This is a genomic window from Ruegeria sp. P10 (genome assembly GCF_056534925.1).
On the sequence record NZ_JBQERJ010000005.1, the window covers coordinates 188931 to 206168 of the forward strand.

At 58.3% G+C, this 17238-nt stretch carries 17 protein-coding genes; 5 read left to right on the forward strand and 12 right to left on the reverse strand.

Annotated elements, in window-relative coordinates; all coding sequences use genetic code 11:
• The first annotated feature begins 93 nt into the window (after positions 1-93).
• The gene (locus tag ACR0FB_RS10565) at positions 94-1020 is read left to right on the forward strand and encodes a DMT family transporter (RefSeq protein WP_480620587.1); all 927 of its coding nucleotides are present in this window, start codon (positions 94-96) and stop codon (positions 1018-1020) included.
• A 265-nt stretch (positions 1021-1285) separates the two neighbouring features.
• Positions 1286-2203, forward strand: a complete 918-nt coding sequence (locus ACR0FB_RS10570) for an endonuclease/exonuclease/phosphatase family protein (protein ID WP_171724046.1) — start codon at positions 1286-1288, stop codon at positions 2201-2203.
• 47 nt (positions 2204-2250) lie between these two features.
• Here ACR0FB_RS10570 and ACR0FB_RS10575 read toward each other — a convergent pair whose 3' ends face one another.
• Together ACR0FB_RS10575 and ACR0FB_RS10580 are read right to left on the reverse strand one after the other, a co-directional pair.
• Positions 2251-2787 carry an SRPBCC family protein gene (locus tag ACR0FB_RS10575; protein ID WP_480620589.1) on the reverse strand — a complete coding sequence of 179 codons (537 nt, stop codon included), beginning with the start codon at positions 2785-2787 and terminating at the stop codon, positions 2251-2253.
• Between the two features lie 98 nt (positions 2788-2885).
• Positions 2886-3536, reverse strand: coding sequence for a carbonic anhydrase (locus ACR0FB_RS10580; protein ID WP_152459543.1), 651 nt, complete (start codon positions 3534-3536; stop codon positions 2886-2888).
• Between the two features lie 144 nt (positions 3537-3680).
• On the opposite strand from ACR0FB_RS10580, the gene ACR0FB_RS10585 reads away from it, so the two are divergent.
• The 3 genes from ACR0FB_RS10585 to ACR0FB_RS10595 all read left to right on the forward strand — a co-directional run bounded on the left by ACR0FB_RS10585 (position 3681) and on the right by ACR0FB_RS10595 (position 6250).
• On the forward strand, positions 3681-4070 hold the full coding sequence (locus ACR0FB_RS10585; RefSeq protein ID WP_170345768.1) for a hypothetical protein: 390 nt from the start codon (positions 3681-3683) through the stop codon (positions 4068-4070).
• A 63-nt stretch (positions 4071-4133) separates the two neighbouring features.
• Entirely contained in the window at positions 4134-5516 is a 1383-nt protein-coding gene (locus ACR0FB_RS10590) for a leucyl aminopeptidase family protein (protein WP_480620591.1), read from the forward strand.
• A complete protein-coding gene (locus ACR0FB_RS10595; protein ID WP_171724044.1) occupies positions 5513-6250 on the forward strand; it encodes an NlpC/P60 family protein in 738 nt (245 codons plus the stop codon). The genes ACR0FB_RS10590 and ACR0FB_RS10595 overlap by 4 nt, the downstream gene beginning before the upstream one ends.
• Here the strand turns inward: ACR0FB_RS10595 and ACR0FB_RS10600 are convergent.
• The 10 genes from ACR0FB_RS10600 to ACR0FB_RS10645 form a co-directional block, all read right to left on the reverse strand.
• On the reverse strand, positions 6247-6597 hold the full coding sequence (locus ACR0FB_RS10600) for a DUF2794 domain-containing protein (protein WP_117871396.1): 351 nt from the start codon (positions 6595-6597) through the stop codon (positions 6247-6249). The genes ACR0FB_RS10595 and ACR0FB_RS10600 overlap by 4 nt on opposite strands.
• 73 nt (positions 6598-6670) lie before the next feature.
• On the reverse strand, positions 6671-8335 hold the full coding sequence (locus ACR0FB_RS10605; RefSeq protein WP_480620593.1) for an ABC transporter permease: 1665 nt from the start codon (positions 8333-8335) through the stop codon (positions 6671-6673).
• A 122-nt stretch (positions 8336-8457) separates the two neighbouring features.
• Entirely contained in the window at positions 8458-9675 is a 1218-nt protein-coding gene (locus ACR0FB_RS10610; RefSeq protein WP_171635786.1) for a phenylacetate--CoA ligase family protein, read from the reverse strand.
• 19 nt (positions 9676-9694) lie between these two features.
• Positions 9695-10528: an ABC transporter ATP-binding protein gene (locus ACR0FB_RS10615; protein WP_171724042.1), complete on the reverse strand. Its 834-nt coding sequence runs from the start codon at positions 10526-10528 to the stop codon at positions 9695-9697.
• 107 nt (positions 10529-10635) lie between these two features.
• Complete coding sequence (locus tag ACR0FB_RS10620) at positions 10636-11919, reverse strand: ABC transporter substrate-binding protein (RefSeq protein ID WP_171635465.1); 1284 nt, start codon at positions 11917-11919, stop codon at positions 10636-10638.
• A 74-nt stretch (positions 11920-11993) separates the two neighbouring features.
• Positions 11994-13070 (reverse strand): branched-chain amino acid ABC transporter permease, encoded by a 1077-nt coding sequence (locus tag ACR0FB_RS10625; RefSeq protein ID WP_171635463.1) that lies wholly within the window; start codon positions 13068-13070, stop codon positions 11994-11996.
• Between the two features lie 3 nt (positions 13071-13073).
• The gene (locus ACR0FB_RS10630) at positions 13074-13331 is read right to left on the reverse strand and encodes a hypothetical protein (protein ID WP_171635461.1); all 258 of its coding nucleotides are present in this window, start codon (positions 13329-13331) and stop codon (positions 13074-13076) included.
• 3 nt (positions 13332-13334) lie between these two features.
• Positions 13335-14321 (reverse strand): branched-chain amino acid ABC transporter permease, encoded by a 987-nt coding sequence (locus ACR0FB_RS10635; RefSeq protein ID WP_171635458.1) that lies wholly within the window; start codon positions 14319-14321, stop codon positions 13335-13337.
• Between the two features lie 29 nt (positions 14322-14350).
• A complete protein-coding gene (locus ACR0FB_RS10640; protein WP_171116793.1) occupies positions 14351-15169 on the reverse strand; it encodes an ABC transporter ATP-binding protein in 819 nt (272 codons plus the stop codon).
• 78 nt (positions 15170-15247) lie between these two features.
• Positions 15248-17191 carry an AMP-binding protein gene (locus tag ACR0FB_RS10645; protein WP_171724166.1) on the reverse strand — a complete coding sequence of 648 codons (1944 nt, stop codon included), beginning with the start codon at positions 17189-17191 and terminating at the stop codon, positions 15248-15250.
• Positions 17192-17238 lie beyond the last annotated feature (47 nt).

Sequence of the window (17238 nt, forward strand, 5' to 3'; positions counted from 1 at the left end):
TTTTTGCGTTTCCCAATAGCTGGTTTACAGACGACGTGACGGTTCGGTCAGGTTGCTGATGCCAACGGAAATACTGCATGGTAGGTGTTAAAGATGGGCCGACCAACATCAACCAAGCACGATCCAATACCCTACGCCCTTGCCGGGGCGGGAGTGTTCTTTGCATCCATCTGTTTTGGCTTTGTACCCTATTTCAGCCGGGGTCTCACTGACCAGGGACTCGCGCCCTACGCGGTTGCGTTTTATCGGTACATCTTGACGGCGATCCTATTGTTGCCAACCCTTCTGAAGCATCGTTCAAACCGGCGGGAAATAGTCTGGGGTATGGCTGCGGGGGCAGTCATGGGGCTTGGGTGGGTCGGATATGTTACCGCACTTGAAACAGTGCCGGCATCAACGGTGGGTGTTCTTTACATGACCTACCCGGTGTTTACGATCATCATCGCTTGGGCGATATTCGCCGATCCGCCGACGCGGCGCAGCCTTGTTGCGGCCGGTTTGATTGTTCTTGCGGCAGGCATTGCAGGGTCTCCGGCATCCGTACCGATTGACCAAATTCCAACGCTGCTTGTCTCTTTGGCTGCACCTTTCGGATTTGGCTTCGGCATATGCGTGCTTGTACACCGTCTTTCGCGAATTGCTCCTTTGGCCAGGATAGCGTCGGTTTCGTTGGGGTCGGTCGTCGGGCTAACCCCTTTGATTATCTCTTCGGAAATTGGCGAAGTCCTGCCAGCAGGCGGCAGTGACTGGTTTCTGATCGTCGGGATCGGTCTTATGACGGCACTGGTTCCCCAGCTGATTTACACCGTCTGTTCCCCTGTCATCGGGGCATCGCGCACGGCCGTTATCGGCAGCATTGAACTGCCGACAATGTTTGCCGTGGGCGTTTTTGCCTTCGGTGAAACAATCACAGGTGCGCAAGCAGTGGCCTGTGCCTTGGTTTTGAGCGCCATTGCACTTGCACAAAGTCGCGCAACACGAACCTTTACCACCGTGATCAGCAGTCAACGTCACAGGTGAGTCCGCGCCCGAGGTGGCCCGTCAATGCGCTCAACAGAACCGGCTCGGATCACCTCTTCCACCAAATCGGCACCTTCCGGTCCATCACCCGCATCCATCATGGCTGCGCTATGAACCTCGGTTAGGGTACAGTCTTGCGCGCGGTGAAAATCGCCAACCTGTTGACAAAACCAGACACGCTTGCCACCTAAAACTGAACCTTGTTCGTGGCGGATGTCGGAAGTCCGGAAAAAAACCGCCCGGTGCAAGGTAAAAGAGGCAGGGCATGCACATTTCGACCAGACGCAGGATTGCCAGAACCCTGACCATCGGATGCACATGCGTTCTGATGATACTGGTCGTCATTGGCTTTACGGGGCAGGTTTTTGCCGTGGGAGATTCAATCGCTCTGCTCCGGCCTCAGGCTGGTGTTTTGCTTCTCCCCTGCGCGGTAATTCTTCTTTTCATGCGCGCCAGATATCTTGCATTGGCCACCTTGGTCTTTTCCGGGATTGCCATCGGGTCCATCGCGGCCAGCGTTGCCGCGCCCTCGGACGATTGCGACGACACCTGCCTGACGCTGTACCAGAAGAACCTGATGAGCAAAGCCTGGCCCCGGTATTCGCTGGCCGATGATATCCTTGAATCAGACGCTCAGATCGTGACCTTGCAGGAAGTCTCCAGCCACAACCGCAAGTACATGAGCAACCTGTTCGAGCATTACCCCGAACAGGTGATCTGTGAATTCCGCCCTGAACAAAACGTCGCCATCCTGACGACCTTGCCGATTGTCGAGAATTCCGAGTTCTGTCTGCAAGGTTATGGGCTTGTGGGGTTACAGGTCAAAGCGCCCGGCGGTGACTTGGTCTGGGTTGTTTCAGTTCATCTGAACTGGCCATTTCCTTACGACCAGTCCAGACAAAGCCAGGTGATTGCCGACCGCATCAGCCAACTTGAAGGACCGGTTCTGATTGCCGGGGATTTCAATATGGTGCCCTGGGGCGAAAGCGTCAGACGGATCGGAGCAGCCGCAAACAACCAAAGCTTTGGAACCGTCCTGAACACCCACAACCTCGGCAGTTGGAAAATCCCATTGCCGATAGACAACCTGTTGTTCCCCAAAGGCACAACCGGAACAGTTGAGCTGCGCCCCTTCATGGGATCCGATCACCTGGGAAAGCTTGCCCGGTTTCGACTGGGCTAGGGCTTCGGTCAAGCACACCTCCGCATGCTTTCCCACAAACAAGCAGCCTAGCTTTGGTTTTCAACCAGTGCTTTCAGATTGGTCAGACCACGGTCATAGTCCTCGCCCACCCACGTATCCATCATCAAACCCATCCAGCGGGACATGGGATTCAGACCCAGATCCGAGTCAAACCCCCAGGTCACTCTGGTTCCCGCCCCGTCAGGCTCAAGGATGAAGGACGCTGTGGCAGTACCCATCGGGCCAAAATCCAGCGCCGTTTTGACCCGTTGGTTTTCCACGCTTTCGACGATTTCCTGTGATCCCGTACCGACCTGCGGGTGATCCGACGCCCAGTTCAGAGTGTTCCCGACTCCGGCGGCAGGGCCAGAATAGGTCAGTTTGGTTTCGGGGTCCTGGTGCAGCCACGGAGACCACTTTTCGGTTTCCTGCATCGAATTCACGTACGGAAAGATGGCGCTTGCCGGCGCGTCGATCGCGATGCTACGCGAAACTTCCGCCTTGCCCGGCAACAGATAGGAAACCGCGACCAAAACCAGAAGACAAACGACCAATCCTGCGAAGATGCGCTTGATGACTTTCATGGCAGGCTCCAATCTTCAGGTGTAATGGGTGGAGTATACCAAAAACGGCCCTGAATCAGAGCCGCCATTGTTGTTTCGGATTTCCAGCTCTGTCACTGTCAGACCGGGACGAACTTTTTTTGGTAAGGGTCATAGCTTTCAAGCCCGCCTGCGCCGATATCCGTCCACAAGCCGTGCAAGCTCAGCGCGCCTTGATCAACGGCTGACGAGACGAAGGGGAAGGTCATCAAGTTTTCCAGCGAAGCGACAACCGATTGACGTTCGAACTGCCGGGCCTGTTCGACACCGTCCTCGATATCCGCGACCAGTTCGAATTTCGGCTTCAGAATATCCATCCAGCGGCCAACAAAGCTGTCCTTGGCATCCAGTTGCGGCGCCTGCCCCTTGCACATGTCGATGCAGCCCTGCACGCCGCCGCATTGCGAATGCCCCAGCACGATCAAATGAGCGACCTTGAGCGCCGTTACAGCGTATTCGATCGCGGCGCTGGTGCCGTGGTGGTCCCCGTCCGGTGCATAGGGCGGCACCAGGTTGGCGATATTGCGGTGAATAAAGAAATCGCCCTGGTCAGCGCCGAACATGGACGTTACGTGAACCCGGCTGTCGCAGCAGGATATGACCATGGCGCGGGGGCGTTGCCCTTCATCGGCGAGACGGCGATACCAGACCTGGTTTTCCGAATATGTTGTGGCCTTCCAACCGTGATACCGTTTTACAAGGTAGCTCGGCAGAGGTTTGGCAAATTCCATTTCAATGTCCCCGTTCTTGTCGCTGAAGGATGATCTAAACCGAATTCAACGAAAATTCGAGCCATTATCCAGTTTCCCCGCAAGGTTTTGCAAAGGAATTTTCTGCCAGGATCAACACCGCGCCGTGGGGGCGTTTGAACTAGGGTGAATGTGGTGGAAAAGATTATCACGCTTGAACATAAGGAATCCGTCCGTCTGGACTCGGATCAACTGAGCGGGCTGTACCGGCAACTTGGCGACAAGAATGCGCTGGATGTTCTGTGTCGCACGGTCGAAGAGCTTGCCGTGCGCCTGTCAAACTGCGAACGCTACTGGCGTCAGCGCGAATGGGCGGACCTGCGCAAATGCGCCAGGTCACTGGTCGCTATATCCGAACAGATCGGGATGACGGCCCTGGCCCGGGTGGCGGGTGACGTGGCCCACACCGTCGATGCCGGTGACGCCGTTGCGGCAGGCGCGACGCTTGGGCGTTTGATCCGCGTGGGCGAACGATCGCTGACCGCCGTCTGGGACCAGCAGGACCTTTCCGTCTGACAGGGGTTGCGGGCAGATCATGCGCGGCTAGTCTGTGCGCAGAAACCATCAGCCGAGACGCCCATGACCCTGTCCTTCGCCCCATCCTCTGACCCGTCCATACCGCTTCATGTGATTGCGCAGCCGGATTTGGACAGTTGGTTGCAGGACCAGCCGGATACCGTCCGGACCTGGGTTGCCGCAAGCGGGTTTACAGGTGCGATGGGGCAGACCCTGCTGGTGCCAGGCGCGCATGGCGCGGTTGATTTTGTGCTGGCCGGGTATGGAACAGAAGACAAGCGCGAGCGAAAAAGGTTCCCATTGGCCGCCGCAGCCATGGCATTGCCCGAAGGAACCTATCATATCGCGTCCGGCATTCCCGCTGATCGTCTGGAAATGGAGTGCTTTGGCTGGTTGATGACAGGTTACACCTTCGATCGCTACGCGTCTCAATCTGCTGGAACCGCGGCGCTGGTTGCGCCCGAAGGTGTCGACGCCAACCGTATCGAAGCGATGGCCAATGCCGAAGTTCTGACCCGCGATCTGGTGAATACGCCAGCCTCGGATATGGGTCCTGAGCAGTTGCAGCAGGCGGCCGAGGCTCTGGCCGGTGAATTCGGTGCCGCGTGCAGCGTGATCAGCGGCGCGGCCTTGCTGGAACAGAATTTTCCTATGATCCACACCGTAGGGCGCGCCGCCGAACAAGCCCCCCGGTTGATCGAGCTGAATTGGGGCAGCAGCGGCCCCAAACTGACTCTGGTCGGCAAGGGGGTGTGTTTCGATACGGGTGGATTGAACCTGAAACCGGGCGCATCCATGGGTCTGATGAAGAAAGACATGGGTGGCGCGGCCAATGTGTTGGGGTTGGCGCGGATGATCATGCAGCTGGGTTTTCCCCTGCAATTGAGGGTCTTGATACCGGCAGTCGAAAACGCGCTTGCCGGAAATGCCTTCCGCCCAGGGGACATCCTGACCTCTCGCAAGGGACTGACGGTCGAGATCAACAATACGGATGCCGAAGGGCGTCTGGTGCTTGCTGACGCGTTGGCGCTTGCTGAGGAAGGTGAACCCGATCTGGTGATCTCGATGGCGACGCTGACCGGGGCCGCCCGTGTGGCTGTGGGCCCCGATCTGGCACCTTTCTATACCGATGATCAGCGCTGCGCGTCTGCTCTGTCGCATGCCGCTGAGGCTTCGGCTGATCCGGTCTGGCGCATGCCGTTCCACGCGCCCTATGAAGCGATGATTGAACCCGGCATCGCCGATCTGGACAACGCGCCGTCGGGCGGGTTTGCAGGGTCGATCACAGCCGCTCTGTTTCTGCGCAGGTTCGTGGGCACACGCCGCTACATCCATTTCGACATCTATTCCTGGCAGCCCAGCAAAGAGCCGGGGCGCACCAAGGGCGGTCTGGGTCAGGGACCTCGTGCCGTGCTGACGGCGTTGCCGGAGATATTGGGACTGTGACACGCCATCGAGTTTCCGCACCCGTTGTCGATTTGCTGCGCAGCCCAGACGGGCCACGCGACCGGCAATTGTTGTTCGGTGATACGGTTCAGATCGAGGAAACAAAGAGCGGGTGGAACAGGGTCATCGCAGACAAAGATGGGTATACCGGCTGGTTGCGAACAGATCAGCTGACGGCGGATGCGCCTGCGACGCATTGGATCACGGCGCCTGCAACGCATGCCTACCAGGAAGCGGATTTCAAAAGCCGCGATCTGGTGTCGCTGAGTTTCGGAAGCAAAATCCAAGCCAGGACCGAGACGGACCGGTTTGTTGAAACCGAACTGGGATATATCCCAAAGGTACACACGGCGCCGATGACCGAAAAGCCTGACGACCCGGTCGAAGTGGCCCAGCTGTTTCTGGGCACACCCTATTTGTGGGGCGGCAACAGCCGGTTCGGCATCGATTGTTCCGGGTTGGTTCAAGCGGCGCTTTTGGCTTGTGGCCTGCCGTGCCCCGGCGACAGCGGCGATCAGGAACGCGCTTTGGGCAAAACCGTGATCGAAGGGGGCCCTGCGCAACGGGGTGATCTGTTGTTCTGGAAAGGGCACGTGGCCTGGGTTTCGGGCCAAAACATGCTTTTGCATGCGAACGCCAGCCATATGGCGGTGGTATTCGAACCAATGGATCAGGCGATCCGCCGCATAATGGATCAGGGTGACGGGCCGGTCACGGCCCACAAAAGGCTCTAATCCGGGTTTACGGCCCGGATCAGCTTGCGTTCCAGTACCCGCAGGACTGCCCGAAGATCGTGGCCGCGTTTCAGGATGCGGCCATCCATACCTATGACGGAATACATTCCCTGCCGGGACCTCAGGCGCGGGTGCTTTTCGACGCGGTAGATCGGATGTTCTGCGGTGCGCCGAAAGATCGAGAACACCGCCATGTCGCGCAGGTTGGAAATACCATAGTCACGCCATTCTCCGGCGGCGACCATCCGACCATAAACGGATAGGATTTGAGACATCTCATGCCGGTCGAAAGCCACGGGCATCTGCGCTGCGCTTGCCGAGAACCGGCTGGGAGGCTGCATATTCATACCTCCAGCCTTGCCGGAAATCGTGTTTGAATCAAGCCTGATGCGCAGTTGTCCTACAATTGCGACACAAGTGTTACCGTCGGCCGACCTGACGGCAGATCAGGATTACAGGTAACAGACCCACCGCCAGAATGACCAGCGAAGGCACGGCGGCGCCCTCCAGCCTCTCGTCCGAGGCCAGCCGATACGCCTGCACCGCCAATGTGTCGAAATTGAACGGGCGCATGATCAGCGTGGCGGGAAGTTCTTTCATCACGTCCACGAACACGATCAGCAGGGCCGTCAGCAGCGAGGGGGTCAGAATCGGCAGGTGAACCCGTCGCAATGTTCCCAACGGCGTCTGCCCCAGTGAACGGGCTGCGGCGTCCATATTCGCATGTACAGTGCTTTGGCCCCCCTCATACGCGCTAAGCGCGGCAGCCAGGAAGCGCACCATGTAGGCAGCGACCAGCAGCCAGATGGAACCTGTCACCAACAGCCCCGTGGATACGTCGAAGGTCTGTCGCATCCAGACGTCCAGCGCGTTGTCAAAACTCGCAAAGGGGACGATCAATCCAACCGCAATGACGCCACCGGGAACGGCATATCCCAGACGCGCCATATATGCGGTCGCAGACGAGGCGCGCCCGGGCCTCAGACGTTGAAAGAACCCGACACTGATCGCCGCAAAGACGGTGATGACCGCCGCCGTACCAGCAAGTATCAACGAATTCTGGATGAAACCGATATAACGCTGCGACAGCAGGTTCTGTTCGGAGTCCAGGCCCATCTCGACCAGAATGATGACGGGCAGCAAAAAACCGAAAAGAACGGGTATTGCACACAGCAGAAATGCCCCGCAGGCGCGCAGACCCGTCAGATTTGCCGCCGGTTGCGCCACATGCTGTTTCCCCGCCTGATAGTATTTTGCCTTGCCACGCTGGGTGCGCTCGGCCACGGCCATGATCAAGGCAAAGACCAGCAGGCACAGGGCCAGTTGCGCCGCTGCCGCACGATCGGCCATGGAAAACCAGCTTGTGTAGATCCCGGTGGCAAAGGTCTGTACGCCGAAATACGACACGGTTCCGAAATCTGCGATGGTCTCCATGACGGCCAGCAGAACGCCGCCTGCAATGGCGGGTCGCGCCATCGGCAGTGACACGCGCCGAAAAGCCAGCCATGGATTGTTGCCCAGCGCCCGCGCCGCCAGAAACGCGGTTGCGCTTTGTTGCAGGAACGCAGCCCGCGCAAGCAGATAGACATAAGGGTAAAGCACAAGGATCAACATGACCGCCGCACCCTCGGTCGAGCGGATTTCCGGGAACCAATAGTCGCGCGGGCCCCACCCCGTTACATCACGCAGCGTGCTTTGAACGATGCCCGGGTGATCCAGAATGAAGGTGTAGGCATAGGCCAGAACATACGCCGGAAAGGCCAGCGGAAGGACCAGTGCGATCTCCAGAATCCGCACGCCGGGAAAACGGGTCATCGTTACCAGCCAAGCCGCCCCGGTGCCGATGCTGAACGTGCCGGCCGCAACCAGGACCACAAGAATCAGGGTCGTCGCGATATAGCCGGGCAGCACCGTCTCCATCAGGTGCGAGATCGTGTCCGTTCCCCCGGTTACAGCCGCCAGGACCACGGCGATCATCGGCAAAAGGCACGCGGCAGCCACGACATAGGCGATCCCCGCCAGCAGTCGGGTACCGCGTACACCGCGATTGCGCGATCCGTTCTGTGAAAACTCGATTTCGGCCATCATCCCGGCTTGTGATTGGCAAAGGCGAAGGGTTCGCCTTTAATCGACCAAAAAGCTCGGAAACACCAGTGCATCGGTCAACAAATCTGCGGCACAAACTGCCGCAGATCTGAAAAACACCGCTATTCGTAGACGCGCTGATCCTCGATCACCACCCCGTCCTTGGGAAGGGATCCGGGGGCCACGACCTCGATCGCACCTTTCAGTTTCAACACTTCGGCCACTGACTTGGCATATGCCGGGTCGTCACCGCGCGGACTTTCGATCCGGACCGTCATCGTGTCCATCTCACCCTGGCGGGCTGCAATAACGCGGGCTTTGACAATTTCCTCATGCTTGTCGACCAGGGCCGCAACCTGTTCCGGGCGTACAAACATACCCTTGATCTTGGTGGTCTGATCGGCGCGACCCATCCAGCCTTTGATCCGGGTGTTGGTCCGGCCACAGGGCGAAACACCCGGCATGACGGCAGAAAGATCCCCGGTCGCAAAGCGGATCAGAGGGTAATCCGGGTTGAGAGAGGTTACAACAACCTCGCCCACCTCGCCCGGCTCTACCGGGGTTCCGGTTCCGGGCGTCACGATTTCGACGATCACATGTTCGTCGATGATCATCCCTTCCATCGCGGCGCTTTCATAGGCGATATTACCCAAATCCGCCGTCGCATAGCATTGCAGGCACGAAATACCGCGATCCGCATATTCCTGACGCAAAGACGGGAACAGCGCGCCACCACCAACAGCGGCCTTGGAGAAATTCAGCGAAACGCCCATCTCGTCAGCCTTGTCCAGGATGACTTTCAGATAATCAGGCGTGCCCGCATAGGCGGTGCAGCCAACGTCACGCGCGGCTGTCACCTGCAATTCGGTCTGCCCGGTTCCCGCCGGCAGAACGGCAGCACCAACAGCGCGGGCGCCGTTTTCAAAGATCATGCCAGCCGGTGTCAGGTGATAGCCAAAGCAGTTCTGAACAATATCGCCAGCTGCAACACCAGCGGCATGCAGGAACCGGCCCATGCGCCACCAGTCGTGATCGGTGCTGCCCGGTTCATAGATCGGCCCGGGGGACTGGAACACGTGATGAAAGTGGCGCGCGGGCTTCACGGTGAACCCACCAAAAGGGGGGCGTTCCGCCTGCGCCCGGATCAGGTCCGATTTGCGCAGCACCGGCAACATCGGCAAATCATCTGCCGAGACCACCTTGTTAGTGTCTGATTCAGAAAAATGTGCAGCAAACCCGGGGGCAGATGCAGCACGTTTGATTTGCTCTACCAGCGCTGCGGCCTGATCCGAAGCGCGTTCGTCCGCCGAGCGTGTTTCGAGTGCGTCGAAATACATCATCGCCATATCCTCCATCCGCTCACAGCCACCTCTTGCGGCGACGATAGGACCGCACATCGCGAAAACTTTTGCGACCTTCATCCGACATGCCAAGGTAGAATTCCTTGACATCCGGGTTCTCGCGCAGTTCGGCGGCCGGGCCATCCATCACAACGCGCCCGGATTCCAGAATGTATCCGTAATGCGCGAACCGAAGGGCAACATTTGTGTTCTGCTCGGCCAACAGGAAGGAAACGCCCTCTTTCTCGTTGAGATCCTTCACGATGCCGAAAATCTCTTCGACCAATTGCGGCGCAAGTCCCATCGAAGGTTCGTCCAGCAGGATCGTCTCGGGGCGCGACATCAAAGCCCGGCCCATGGCAACCATCTGCTGTTCACCACCCGACGTATAGCCTGCCTGCGAACGGCGGCGCTCTTTCAGGCGGGGGAAATAATTGTAGACCAGCTCCAGATCCTGCTGGATCGCTGCGCTGCCGTCCTTGCGGGTATACGCGCCCGTCAGCAGGTTTTCTTCAACCGTCAGGTGTTCGAAACAGTGACGGCCTTCCATCACCTGAATCACGCCTTTTTCAACCAATACGGCGGGGTCGCTTTCGTGTACGTTCTGGCCACGATACTTGATCGTGCCTTTCGTGACTTCGCCGCGTTCTGAATGCAGCAGGTTCGACACTGCCTTGAGCGTGGTCGTCTTGCCCGCGCCATTGCCCCCCAGCAAGGCCGTAATACCGCCCTTGGGCACAGTCAGGCTTACGCCCTTCAGCACGAGGATCACGTGGTTGTAGATCACCTCGATATTATTGACCTCAAGCAGGTTTTCCGCCTGCACGTCAGTGGTTTGTGCCGCATCAAGCATCAGCGCGTGTCCTCATGCCTGCCCCCTTCGGGACTGTTCGTGAGGAGCGGCGGCAAACCGCCGCTCCGGAGTTTTGAGAGCCGGCCTCAGCCGGGAAGAAACCGACTTTATTCGCAGCGCGGTTCGATGTTGTTTTCGGCCGCGTACGCTGCCGAGTCTTCCGCGATAAGCTGGCCGATCACTTCCTGATCAGTTGGCATAAAGTCCTGAAGCTTGTTCCAGGTACCGGTCGAGGCATCCCATTGAACAACACCCACCAGACCCGGGCCGCCATGGTTTTCACAAGTCACGCTGAATTCGGGACCAAATCCACTCATGCCCAGAGATTCCATCTTGGCATTGGTGATCTCCAGCGCCTCCATACCGTCGCGCATCATCGCTGGGGTGATATCGGTCACGCCATGGATTTCTTGTGCGGTCTTGATGGCTTCAGCCGCCAACATCGCTGCGTAGAGACCACGGTTGTATTGCACCGCGCCCAGTTGATCACCGGCGCCCGCAGCTTTACCCGAATCGACGACGTATTTCTTTAGGTCGTCGTAAACCGGGTAGTCATCGCCCAGACCGGTGAATGTAAGCGCCTTGTAACCGGTTGCTTTATCACCAGCAGGCTCAACGTCGAATTCTGCGCCCGACCACCAGACACCGATGAAGTTTTCCATTGGGAAACGGATGTTCGCAGCTTCCTGAATTGCGACCTGGTTCATCACGCCCCAGCCCCACATGACCACGTAATCCGGCTTTTCACGACGGATTTGCAACCACTGCGACTTCTGCTCCTGACCCGGGTGGTCCACTGGCAGCAGCGTCAGCTCATACCCATGCTTTTCAGCCAGCATTTCCAAAGTGCGGATCGGCTCCTTGCCATAGGCAGAGTTGTGATAGACCAGCGCGATTTTTTTACCGTTCAGGTCACCATCGTTTTCGCTCAGCAGATAGTTGATCGCGCCCGAAGCTCCGTTCCAATAGTTGGCCGGATAGTTGAACACGTTGCTGAACACCTTCCCGTTTGCAGCCGAAGTGCGGCCATACCCCATCGTGTGCAGCGGAATTCCGTCTGCCGTCACTTTGGGGATCAACTGATAGGTGATACCAGTCGACAAAGGCTGATAAACCAATGCACCTTCGCCTTTGGTCGATTCATAGCATTCCACACCCTTTTCGGTATTATAGCCGGTTTCACATTCAACCACCCGGATCGGTTCTCCTCCGATACCGCCATCCCGCTCATTGAGCAGAGTGAAATAGTCGTTGTAGCCGTCCGAGAACGGGATACCGCCTGCAGCATATGGCCCGGTGCGATAGCTGAGATCAGGGATCACAAGATCCGCCATCGCTGGCCCAGCGGCCATAAGGGCGCTCAGCGCCACGGTTGCCAGTTTCTTGTTCATCGGGTGTATCCTCCCTTGATTGATCCGATGGTGTATTCGGGTTTTCGCACCCGTCTTTTTGATTGGGCCTACCCTTAGTGCGGGAACGGCCAGAGTCTGAGTTTCTCTTTCGCGACGCGCCACAGCTGTGCCAGCCCATGGGGTTCGAGGATCAGGAACATGATGATCAGGGCGCCGACAATCACCAGCTGAAGATGGGCAACGATATCTGTGGGCCAGCCCAGCACATCGACGCCGACCACTTTCAGGACCACCGGCAGAAGCACAAGGAATGCAGCGCCCGCAAAGGATCCGAAGATAGAGCCTAACCCGCCGATAATTACCATAAACAGCACCAGGAACGATTTTTGGATGCCAAAGACTTCACCGACCTCAACCGCGCCCAGATAGACCGCAAAGAACAGTGCGCCCGCGATACCCACGAAGAACGAGCTTACGGCAAAGGCGGTCAGTTTCGCCTTGAGCGGGTTCACCCCGATGATCTCGGCGGCGATGTCCATATCGCGGATCGCCATCCATGTCCGCCCTGTCGTACCGCGTGTCAGGTTGCGCGCAACGAGGGCGCAGACGGTCAGGAAAATCAGACAGAACAGGTAGGTGGCCCAGGCCGATGCATTCGGACCGGTGATGATGATGCCGAAAACATCCCGTTCCGGCGCGTTGATCTGCCCCGAAGCCGAGTAATTGTAGAACCACGGCACTCGGTTGAACAGCCAGACCAGAAAGAACTGCGCCGCCAGCGTCGCCACCGCAAGGTAAAACCCCTTGATCCGCAATGACGGCAAGCCGAACAGCACGCCCACGATGGCGGTGATGCCACCGGCCAGGATCACATGGATGAACATCGACACGTCTGGAAAGGCGGTCATCAACTTGTAGCAGGCATAGGCCCCAACGGCCATGAAGCCCCCGGTACCCAGGCTGACCTGCCCGCAATACCCCACAAGAATGTTCAGCCCAATGGCCGCGATCGCATAGATCAGGAAGGGCAGCAGAAGTGCGTTGGCCCAATAGTCGTTGATGATGAACGGGATGATCCCGAAGGCCACCGCCAGCACCACATAGTACCGATACCGATCGAACTTGATCGGGAAAGTCTGGCTGTCATCCACGTAGGAGGTTTTGAAATCTCCGGCCTCACGATAGAACATGTCTTACTTTCCCCATTCTTCCTGCGCCCGATTCCGGGCTTCGGCGTCCAGTTGATTGGACCCTTTGGCATATCCGCTCGCCTCCGAGGCGCGCACCAGCTTCAAGTAGGCCAGAACCCCCATGATCAGCCCTGCAAAGGCCAGGATCGCTGCAATCGTCAGTTGGCCTTCGGTCAGATCGTCTGATGTGAGGGCGATGTAGCCAAAAGCCCAGAACCCCGCCCATGCGACCACGTTGATGATGGCGATCAGCTTGGTCATGCCCTATACCCTCTCGATGATCTTCTCTCCGAACAGGCCTTGCGGCCTGAACACTAGGAAGATCAGCGCCAGCACATAGGCAAACCAGTTCTCGGTTGCGCCACCGACCATCGGTCCGATTGCGAATTCGAACAGCTTTTCACCCACGCCGATGATCAGACCGCCCACGATGGCGCCTGGGATCGAGGTGAACCCGCCCAGCATCAGCACCGGCAACGCCTTGAGCGCGATCAGCGACAGTGAGAACTGGACGCCTGATTTGGTGCCCCACATGATGCCCGCGACCAGAGCGACAAACCCGGCCACCGACCAGACCATGACCCAGATGAAGTTCAGCGATATGCCCACCGAAAGCGCCGCCTGATGGTCATCCGCCACTGCGCGCATGGCCCGGCCCTGCTTGGTGTACTGGCTGAACGCCACCAGAGCGGCTACCAACAGCGCCGCGATGACCGTCGCCACGATGTCCAGATTGTCGATGAAGAAGCCGTAGTCGAAGATGTTATAGGTGGTCTCGTCAATCCACAGATTGATGCCCTGCGGCAGACCCACATCCAGCGTCTTGATCTCGGATCCCCACATCAGGTCGGCCACGCCTTCAAGGAAGTACGCCAGACCGATGGTCGCCATAAACAGAATGATCGGTTCCTGCCCCACCAGATGGCGCATGACGAACCGCTGCACGGCCCAGGCCAGCAATACCATCACACCCATCGTCAGAATGATCGCGAACAGCGCTGGCACATTCCACCCGAAATAATGGATATGGGTGCCGAAAGTCGCGTTGATCAGATGGGCAAACGGCACCTGCCCATTCATAATCCCGACCAGCGTCATCGCCGCGAACAGGGCCATAACCCCTTGGGCATAGTTGAAAATACCGGACGCCTTGTAGATCAGCACAAAGCCCAGCGCGACCAGCGCATAAAGCACCCCGGCCATCAGACCGTTGAGGATGACCTCCATCGCGAAGATAAGTTGTTCAGGCATGCCAGCCCCTCCCCAATTCTGCCCAGAGCTTAATCATGGCTGACCCCCAGATAGGCGTCGATGACTTCCTGGTTGTTGCGCACCTCATCCGGTGTGCCGTCGCCGATCTTCTTGCCGTAATCCATCACGACCACCCGGTCGCTCAGATCCATCACAACGCCCATATCGTGCTCGATCAGAGCGATGGTGGTGCCGAATTCGTCATTCACGTCGAGGATAAAGCGGCTCATGTCCTCTTTCTCTTCGACGTTCATGCCCGCCATGGGCTCATCCAGCAGCAGCAGCTTGGGCTCTGCCGCCAGCGCGCGGGCCAGTTCGACGCGTTTCTTCAGACCGTAGGGCAAGCGCGATACCGGCGTCTTGCGGATGTGCTGAATTTCAAGGAAGTCGATGATCTTTTCGACCGCCTCGCGGTTTTGCACCTCTTCCGCTTCGGCCTTGCCGCGCCAGATCGCCTGCTGGAGGATGTTGGTCTTCATGAAGTTCAGACGACCCGTCATCACGTTGTCCAGAACGCTCATACCCTCGAACAGCGCGATATTCTGGAACGTCCGCGCGATTCCCTGCTGGGCGACTTCAAAAGGCCGCATCGGCGGGCGTCTGGACCCATGGAACCAGACCTCGCCTTCCTGCGGAACATAGAATCCCGAGATCACGTTCAGCATCGAGGATTTCCCGGCGCCGTTCGGCCCGATGATGGCGCGGATCTCGCCTTCGCGGATATCGAACGAAATATCCTTGATCGCCACCACACCACCAAAGCGCAGGGTGATGTTCTTCATTTCCATCACCACACCGCCGATCTTGCGACCGTCTTCGGTGACATATCCTTCGGAATTATCCAGCATCGGTCACTCCCTGACTTGCGCGAAAACGGGACGGCGGGCGGGGCGATGACCGCAGGTCGAGCGGCGCTCGTACGGCCCTCATTCTGCGGCAACCTTGTGTTGGGCGACGGGAACAACCGGCGCATCGACAATTTCCAGCGTCGCCGAAATCGATCCTTTGCGACCATCCTCATAGGTCACCTCGGTCGTGGTCGAAACCGTCTTGGACCCGTCATAAAGCGCGGCAATGATGTCGCTGAATTTGTCCTCGACAAATCCGCGCCGCACCTTGCGGGTCCGGGTCATCTCGCCATCGTCGGCATCCAGTTCCTTGTGCAGAACCACAAAGCGGTGCACCTGACAGCCCGACAGCATCTCGTCAGCGGCGACCGACTTGTTCACCTCTTCCACATGGGCCTTGATCGTCTCTAACACACGCGGATGTCCCGCCAGTTCCTGATACGAGGCATAGGCCACGTTGTTGCGCTCGGCCCAGTTGCCGACCGCGGTCAGATCGATATTGATGAAGGCGACGCAGCGATCCTTGCCATTGCCGAACAGCACCGCCTCCAGAATATCCGGATAGAACTTCAGCTTGTTCTCGACATATTTCGGCGCGAACATCGACCCGTCGGCCATCTTGCCCACGTCCTTGGCGCGGTCGATGATCCGCAGATGACCCGAGCTTTCCTCGATGAACCCTGCGTCGCCCGTGGCCACCCAGCCTTCAGGGTCCTTGGTCGATGCGGTCGAGTCCGGGTTCTTGAAATATTCGACGAAAACGCCGGGCGAGCGGTAGTGGATCTCGCCCTTGTCGTCGATCCTGATCTCGACATCGGGGGCCGGGACGCCAACGGTGTCGGCGCGCACCTCGCCGTCGGGCTGGACGGTGATGAACACGGTCGCCTCGGTTTGGCCGTACAACTGTTTCAGGTTGATGCCTAAAGAGCGATAGAAATCAAAGATCTCCGGCCCGATCGCCTCACCCGCCGTATAGCCCACCCGAAAGCGCCCATATCCCAGCGTGTCTTTGAGCGGCCCGTAAACCAACAGATTGCCCAGCGCATATTTCACCTTGTCACCCAAGCTCACCGGCTTGCCATCCAGCAACCGACCGCCGACCTTCTTGGCATGCGCCATGAAGTAGTGGAACATGCGCTGCTTGAGCTTGCTGGCATCCTCCATTCGGATCATCACATTGGTCAGCTGGCTTTCAAATACGCGCGGCGGCGCGAAGAAATAGGTCGGCCCGATCTCGCGCAGGTCGGTCATCATCGTGTCGGCGCTTTCGGGGCAGTTCACGCAGAACCCGCACCAGTAGGCCTGACCAATGGAAAAGATGAAATCCCCCACCCAGGCCATCGGCAGATAGGACAGGATGTCTTCGTTGCGGGTCAGGTGGTCGAATTCGGCTGAGTTCTTTGCACTTTCGATCACGTTGCGGTTCGACAGCACCACGCCCTTGGGCTTGCCCGTGGTACCCGAAGTATAGAGCATCACGCAGGTGTCGTCATAGGTGATCTCGCCGATGCGCCTGTCCAGTTCGGCGTCGAAACGCGCATGACCGGCGCTGCCCTCGGCCTTGATGTCGTCAAGGGCATTCATCTGGCTGTGGTCGTATTTCCGCATACCGCGCTTGTCGGTATAGAGGATGTGTTTGACCTGATGCAGGTTTTCCTGAATCTCGATGACCTTGTCGACCTGCTCCTGATCGCCGCAGACGACATATTTCGCCCCGCAATGCTCCAGCACATAGGCCATCTCTTCGGCAACCGCGTCTTGATAGAGAGGAACCGGAATGGCACCGACCATCTGCGCCGCAACCATTGACCAGTAATGTGCCGGACGGTTGCGCCCGATTACGGCGATGTGGTCACCCTTTTCAACGCCAAGTTCAAGAAATCCAAGCGCCAGCGCGCGGATCTCGGCGGCCGTTTCCGCCCAGGTCCAGCATTGCCAGATCCCGAACTCCTTTTCGCGGTAAGCCGGGGCATCCCCGAACTGCGTCGCATTGCGATGTAGCAGCGCCGGAAGGGAGTGCATCCCCTCGGCGCCCGACTGCGTCTGAGCCAATTCTATCTCTCCTCCCC